We start from the raw sequence: 5953 nt of genomic DNA, 5'->3' as shown, positions 1-5953 counted from the left end.
CGGCCCGCGGCTGGCCGGGCGCCCGGGGCGTGCGCGCCGTGCCGCGGGCGCCGCCCGCGAGCTCGTCCGCGGCGGGGACCCGCATGCTGGTGTGCGTCTCGCGGCTGGCCGCGTCCGGGGCCGGGGTGCCGCGTACCAGGGACACAGCACCCCGGGCGGGCGGCGGCTCGTAGGCGGGCGGCTCCTCCTGGGGGACGGGCTCGGGCTCCGGCTCGTCGATGTCCAGCGGAGGCTGGCCCGCCAGGTGCGGGTGCAGCTCCCGCAGCCGGGCCGCCAGCTCCGGCGCCCGCAGCCGGGAGGCGGGGGCCTTGGCCAGGCACTGGTGGATCAGCCGCCACAGCTCGTCGGGGATGCCGGGCAGCGGCGCGACGCTCTCCGTGACCTGGCGGCGCAGCACGGCGCCAGGATGCCCGCCGCCGAACGGCGTGAACCCGGCCAGGGCCTCGTAGAGCACGGTGGCCAGGGCGTAGATGTCCACGGCCGCGCGGGGCGGCAGCCCCTCGACGATCTCGGGCGCGACGTAGTCGGGGGTGCCGACGACCCGTCCGCCGCCCCCGCGCCGGGGCGCGTCGATGAGCCGGGCGATACCGAAGTCGGTGAGGAGCGCGTGTCCGTGCGCCTCGTCCAGCAGGATGTTCTCGGGCTTCACGTCGCGGTGGACGTAACCGGCCGCGTGGGCGGCGGCCAGCGCGTCGGCGATGTCGGCGGCGACACGCACGGCGTCGGCGGGCGTCAGCCGCCGGTCGCGGTCGAGCTGCGTGCGCAGGTCCGAGCCGCGGACCAGCTCCATGACGAGGGCGAGGTCGTGCCCGTCCACGACGAGGTCGCGCACGCCGACGACCCGGGGGTGGTCCAGGCTCAGCAGCGCGGCGCGCTCCTGGACGAAGCGGCCGACGAGCTCCTGGTCGGCCGCCAGGTCCTCACGCAGTAGCTTGATCGCGACGGGGCCCTCCGGCCCCGAGCCCAGCCACACCGTGCCGGCGCTGCCGCGACCGAGGATCTGGTGGGCCGTGTATCGACTACCGATCTTCCGTGCCATGGCGTCCAAAGTATCCGGCGCCGGGGCCATGGTGAGCCGCTGCGTCAAACTCCCTCGGACATAACGGGTATACCGGGAAACACCGGCCCTCGGTGGCCCGTCCAGCGGCATCGGGGGTGGTCCGCGCGTGCCTCCGCACGGTCCGTCCCGCGGTGCCGTCGGTGGCTCAGCCGGCGCCCGGACCGCCGCTGGCGTCCATCCGGGCGCCGACGGCCTCGCGGATCTCCCCGAACCAGTCGACCATCGTCTCCCAGAAGCTGCGCCCCTCGGCCACCCATTCCGGGACCGGGGTGAAGTTCCAGACCAGCGCCACGATCGCGGCGAGGATCAGGATCATGAACAGGCAGCCCTTGAGACACCCGAGGCCCGGGATGCGCATGGGGTTGGCGCCGCGCCGCCGCGCCGGCCTCGGCTCCCGGGGTGCACGAGCCGGGCGGCGCTCGTCGTACCGCTGCGGCTGCGGCTCGTACCGCTGCGGCTGCGGCTGCGGTTGGTAAGGCTGCGGCTGGTAAGGCTGCGGCGCCTGCTGGTGCTGCTGCGGCGCCGAGGGCTGCTGATACTGCCGGTGCTGCCGGTGCTGCTGAGGTGCGCGAGACGCGTAGTCCTGCCGGTCGGGCGCCGGGGCGGCCGACTGCCCGCGGGCGGGCCGTTGAGCGGGCCCGGGCTGCTGGGCCCCGCCGGGCTGCTGCGACGCGGGACGGCGCGGCGTGCGGCGCCGCAGCGGGTCCTGGCTCGGGTCGAGCGGCTGATACTGCGTCTGCGCGTTGCGGTCGCGGGCGGCCCGGAGCTGACTCTCCCAGGGGTGGGCGCCCCCACCCTCAGGGACGGCGGGGCTCGGCTCGGCGGGTGGCTGCTGCGGCATGACGGCCGTGCCGTCGAGGCCGCCCGCAGCGGCGGGCATCCCCCGGTCGGCGCCCTCTCCCGGTCCGCCGTGCGGCATGACCCGGGTCGCGGCGTTCGGGTCGAACGCGGGGGCGCCGCTGCCGGCGGGGAGGACCTGGGTCGGGTCGGCGTCCCCGGTGCCGGGCGCGCCGTCGGCACCGGAGCCGGTACCGGGGACGGGGGCGGGGCTCGGGTCGGGGGCCAGCAGGGCGGCCACGCCCAGGGCGGCGCTGCGCTCCTCGGGGCCGGCGTCCGGGGCGAGCCCGGCGGCCACGGTCCGCAGCGCCCGGGCGAGGGCGACGGCGCTGGGCCGTTCCTCGGGCCGCTTGCGCAGGCAGCGCTCGACGACCGTCCAGAGCGGATCGGGCAGGCCCTCGGGGCGCCGGGGGTCCTCGTTCAGGTGACGGTGGAGTACCTCGAGCGCGCTGCCGCCCCCGAACGGGGGACGGCCGGTGAGCAGCTCGTAGAGGAGGATGCCGGCGCCGTAGACGTCCACGGCGGAGGTCTGGGGCCGGCCCTCGGCGGACTCGGGCGCCACGTAGGCGGGGGTGCCGACGAACTCGTGGGCTCGGGTGAGGCCGGGCGAGTCGGCCAGGCGGGCGATGCCGAAGTCGGTCAGCATGGGCCGCATGCCGTCGCCGTCCTCGGCGAGGAGGACGTTGGCGGGCTTGAGGTCGCGGTGGACGACGCCGTCGTCGTGGCTCGCGGCGAGCGCGTCGGCGATCTGAGCGGTGATCAGGGCGGCGGCGACGGGGGTCAGCGGCCCGTTCTCCCGCAGATAGCGGTGCAGGTCGGGGCCGTCGACGAGGTCCATGACGAGGGCGAGCAGATCACCCTCGACGACCAGGTCGCGGGTGCGGACGATGTTCTCGTGCGCGAGCCGCAGCAGCACGGAGCGCTCGCGCAGGAAGCGCATGACGACGTCGGGGTCGCCGGCCAGCTCCTCCTTGAGCACCTTGATCGCGACCAGCTCGCCGGGGCTACCGGCGACGGCGGCCTCCTCGCCGGCCGTCTCCCGCTGCCGGCCGCGCCACACGGTGCCGGTGGCGCCCCGTCCGAGCGCCTCCTCGAGGAGGTACTTGCTGCCTACGGGCCGCACGTCATCGGCTCCCTGGTCGTTCCTGGGCGGACTGGGCGGTCGGGATCGGAGCGATCCGGACCTGAGTGATCTTGGACGCTGTCTGCTCGTTCGTCCAGCGGCCCGGCCCACCCGCTCCCGCGCGCGGGCCGTTCGCTCCACTGTAGACAAGGCGCCGCCACGGTGGCCCGGAACCGGTCGACGCCGCCCCCCGCCCGCGGCGCCGGACGACGGCGGTGACCCCCTCCACCGAGCGCGAGCCGCTCCGGTCGTGATAGGTACACGGCTGGTCAGAAGTGTCACCGCATCAGTTGTGAACTCGGTCACATGTGAACTCACTTCCGTGCGGCCCACGTCAATCAAGATCATTGAACGGCGCTCGCGGCATGGGATGTCGGTCGCGGGTGGGAGGATGCACACACGGGGCTGAACCGGGAGGGGCGATGCCGAATCAGATCCGGCTCACCGTCCGTGGGCCACGCGGCGGCTCGAGGCAGGGTGCGGAGGCGTGTGACGTCATGGTCACCGCCCCGCCCGGCACCGTGCTCGCCGCCGTCACCGGCGGTCTGGTGGCCGCGTGGGCCGCCGCCTCCGGCGCCGCGCCCGCAGCCCCGTCCCGCGAGGGCCAGTCGGCCGCCGTCTACGCGGACGGGCAGCGGCTCGACGCCCAGCGGCACGTCCTCGGCGAGCCCCCGTTGGTGGACGGCGCCGTCGTCACCCTGTACCAGCCCGGCGAGCCGCCGGCCTCCCTCGCGCCCGGCGGCGGCCCACGGCTGCACGTCGTCGCGGGGCCCGACGCGGGCGGCGTCCACCTGCTGCACGGCGGCCACATCCGCATCGGCCGCTCGGCCGACGCCGACATCGTGCTGGACGACCCGGACGTCTCCCGGCTGCACTGCGTCGTGACGGTCACGGAGTCGGGCGCCGTCAGCCTGGCGGACCTGGGATCGACCAACGGCACGACGGCCGACGGCGCTGCGGTCGGGGAACGTCCCGTCCCGTTGCGTCCCGGTGCCTCGCTGCGGGTGGGCGAGTCGGTGCTGCGGCTGCGCACGGACCCAGTGCCCCTGCCGCACGACCCGTCGCTCCCCGCCCAGCGCACCCCGCTCTCCGGGGCGCACGCCCCCGAGGCCCCGGCCGCCCCTTCGGCGTCCCGGCAGGCCGCGGCGCTCGCCTACGTCCCCGAGCAGTCCCGGTCCGGCGGGCGCGGCGAGCCGCTCGCCCCCGCGAGCCCGGCGGGCGGCGTCACACACGGCACCGGCGTGGCCGGCATACCGGCCGCCGGCTCCCCGGGCGCACCGGCCGCCGCGCCGGGGCCCCCGTCCGGCGCCCCGCAGGAGCACGCGACCACCGAGGCCGACCACCGTGCGGCCCGCGGCATCGGCGCCTGGGCCCGCCGGTTCTCCGCCAGGCGGCCGCCCCCCGCCCCCGGTCCGTACGACGGCCTGGCCACCGCGGCGGCGGGCGGCCCGGTGCCCGTCCCCGATCCGGGGCGCTGGCCCGACCCCGCCGAGGTCCTGCTGACCGCCCTCGGCCACGGTCCACGCCTGTGGGAGCGCCACGTCGGGCAGCCCGCGCACGAGGACGCGCTGACGGTACGGCTGGGCACGGCGCACCACGGAACCCGCGCGGGCAGCCCGGTGACCGTCTCGCTGCGCGAGGCCGGTTCCCTCGGGCTCGCGGGCCCCCGCAACCGGCTGCTGCCCCTGGCCAGGTCCGTCCTCGCACAGCTCGCCACGCTGCATCCGCCCAGCTCACTGGAGATCGTGCTGCTCGCCTCCGGGCGCGGGACTCCGCGCACTCGGGACTGGTCGTGGCTGGGCTGGCTGCCGCATCTGCGCCCGGCCCGGGGCCAGGGCTGCCGGCTGCTGCTCGCGTTCGACCGCGAGCAGGCCACGGCCCGCACCGCGGAGCTGTCCCGGAGGCTGGACGACAGCCCGCTCGGGCCCGGCTGGACGAGCGCCGAGCGGCACGAGGTGCGGGCCGCCGCCGCCCGCCACACCGGCCCGGCGACGGTGCTCGTGGTGGACGGCGATCCCGGTACAGCAGCCCTGCGGGAGGCCGTCGCCCGACTGACCTCGGGCGGGGCCGCGGCCGGGGTCCACGTGCTGTGCCTGGCCGAGACGGCTCCGGCCACGCCCTCGTCCCCGCAGTCCGAGACGCTGGCCGCGGCGGGCAGCGTACTCCCGGCCTTTCACGAGTGCGGCGCGGTGGGGCTGCTCAGCGGCGCCGTCGCGACGGCGGTCCGGGTGGTGCGCCGGGGCGGGGACAGGGCGGGCGAGCCGGCGACGGTCGACGGGGTGTCCGCGCCCTGGGCCGAGCGGGTGGCCCGGTCCCTGGCCCCGCTGCGGGAGGCCGAGACGGCCGGTACCGGCACGGGTGCCCCGCCCGCGCGGCACGCCGCCCCACTGCCCGACAGCTCGCGGCTGCTGGATGAGCTGGGTTTGGCGCGCGCCACCCCGGCGGCGGTGCTGGCGCGCTGGCCGGAGCCCGGCGGCCGTCCGCCCGGCGCCGCACTGCTCCTGGGGGCCGGGCCGCGCGGGCCGGTCGACGTCGACCTGGCGGCCGCGCGCAGCCATGTACTGGTCAGCGGGGCCGCCGGGAGCGGCAAGTCCGAGCTGTTGTGTTCCGCGGCCGCCGGGCTCGCCGTGGCCGAACGTCCCGACCGGCTGGGGCTCCTGCTCGTGGACGGCGGCTCCGGGCAGGCCCTTCGGGCGGCCACGGAGCTGCCGCACACCGTCCTGTACCTGAGCGCGGGCGACCCGGTCCGTATGCGGTCGTTCGCCCAGGCGCTGACGGGTGAGCTGAAGCGGCGGGCGGAGCTGTTGGACGGCCACGTCTACGAGGCGTTCGTGGCCCGCGACGGCCAGGGCGCGACGGGCCGCGCCGCGGCGGCCGAGGGCGCGACGAGGCACGCGACCGCGGGCCGGCCCACCACCGGCGGGGTCGCGGCC

General features: G+C 77.4%; 3 protein-coding genes. 1 reads left to right on the top strand and 2 read right to left on the bottom strand.

Annotation, left to right across the window (positions count from 1 at the left end; translation table 11 throughout):
* Together HPT28_RS26255 and HPT28_RS26250 are read right to left on the bottom strand one after the other, a co-directional pair.
* On the bottom strand, positions 1–1039 hold a 1039-nt coding region (locus HPT28_RS26255), incomplete at its 3' end, for a serine/threonine-protein kinase (RefSeq protein WP_219094444.1).
* A gap of 166 nt (positions 1040–1205) precedes the next feature.
* The gene (locus tag HPT28_RS26250; protein ID WP_219094442.1) at positions 1206–3020 is read right to left on the bottom strand and encodes a serine/threonine-protein kinase; all 1815 of its coding nucleotides are present in this window, start codon (positions 3018–3020) and stop codon (positions 1206–1208) included.
* Positions 3021–3442: 422 nt separating this feature from the next.
* Here HPT28_RS26250 and HPT28_RS26245 point away from each other — a divergent pair.
* Positions 3443–5953 (top strand): FHA domain-containing protein (locus tag HPT28_RS26245; RefSeq protein ID WP_219094440.1); only part of this gene is annotated, 2511 nt, incomplete at its 3' end.

This window comes from Streptomyces sp. JJ38 (assembly GCF_019303475.1).
In the GTDB taxonomy this organism is placed as follows: domain Bacteria; phylum Actinomycetota; class Actinomycetes; order Streptomycetales; family Streptomycetaceae; genus Streptomyces.
The sequence above is the reverse complement of the archived record's forward strand: the minus strand, read 5'-3'. Positions and strand labels throughout refer to the sequence as shown.